This is a genomic window from Nocardioides sp. CPCC 206348, assembly GCF_048654705.1.
Lineage (GTDB): Bacteria > Actinomycetota > Actinomycetes > Propionibacteriales > Nocardioidaceae > Nocardioides.
The window spans coordinates 506-1,800 of the sequence record NZ_JBMCZA010000203.1 but is presented as its reverse complement, the minus strand read 5'-3'; the positions used below and the strand labels follow the sequence as shown (position 1 = coordinate 1,800).

The window sequence follows — 1,295 nt, the reverse complement described above, 5'->3', positions numbered from 1 at the left end:
GTCGAGAGGAGGGACGCCTGATGCTTCCCCGCTTGCTCCGCGCCTACCTGTCGCCGTACAAGGGCTGGCTCACGGCGATCGTGCTGCTGCAGTTCACGGCGACCGCCGCGATGCTCTACCTGCCCAGCCTGAACGCCGACATCATCGACAAGGGCATCGCCCAGGGTGACACCGGCTACGTCCTCAGGATCGGCGCCGTCATGCTCGCCGTCTCGCTCGTCCAGGCCGCGTGCTCGATGTCGTCGGCCTGGTTCGGCGGACAGGCAGCGATGGCCTTCGGCCGCGACCTGCGCAAGGCGGTCTTCGCGCGCGTCGGCGGGTTCTCCGCCCGCGAGGTCTCCACGTTCGGCGCACCCTCGCTGATCACGCGCGCGACCAACGACGTCCAGCAGGTCCAGATGCTCGCCATGATGGTCTGCCTGATGGGCGTGATGATCCCGATCATGATGATCGGCGGGATCGTCATGGCGATGCGCGAGGACCTCGGCCTGTCCTGGCTGGTCTTCGCCGTCGTACCGGTCCTGTTCGTCTGCATCGGGTTCGTCGTGTCCCGGATGGTGCCGGCGTTCCAGACCGTCCAGGCCCGCATCGACGACGTCAACCGGATCCTGCGTGAGCAGATCACCGGCATCCGCGTGGTCCGCGCGTTCGTCCGCGAACCGCAGGAGACCGCCCGTTTCGCCCGCTCCAACGACGACCTCACCGAGGTGTCGCTCCGCGCCGGACGCTGGATGGCGCTGATGTTCCCGCTCGTCATGGGCGTCACGAACGTCGCGATGGTCGGCGTGATCTGGTTCGGCGGGCACCGCGTCGACAACGGCCAGATGGAGGTCGGCGCCCTGACCGCGTTCCTGTCCTACCTGATGCAGATCCTGATGTCGGTGATGATGGGCACGTTCATGCTGATGATGATCCCGCGCGCCTCGGTCGGCGCAGTCCGGATCGCCGAGGTGCTCGACACCGACTCCAGCGTCGTCCCGGCGGCCCACCCGGTCACCTCGGTCGACGTCGCCGGTCACCTCGACGTCGAGGGCGTCGGACTTACCTACCCGGGTGCCGAGGCACCCGTGCTGCGCGACGTGTCCTTCAGTGCCCGCCCCGGGCAGACGATCGCGCTGATCGGCTCCACCGGCGCCGGGAAGACCACGCTGGTCAACCTGGTCCCGCGACTGCTGGACGCCACCGAGGGAGTCGTGCGGGTCGACGGCGTCGATGTCCGCGACCTCGACCCCGAGCTGCTCTGGTCGAAGATCGGGCTGGTGCCGCAGCGGGCCTTCCTGTTCTCCGGCACCGTC

At 68.5% G+C, this 1,295-nt stretch carries 1 protein-coding gene; it reads left to right on the top strand.

From position 1 onward, the window contains the following. Positions 1-20: 20 nt before the first annotated feature. Positions 21-1,295 (top strand): ABC transporter ATP-binding protein (locus ACOADB_RS20045; protein ID WP_378602552.1); only part of this gene is annotated, 1,275 nt, incomplete at its 3' end.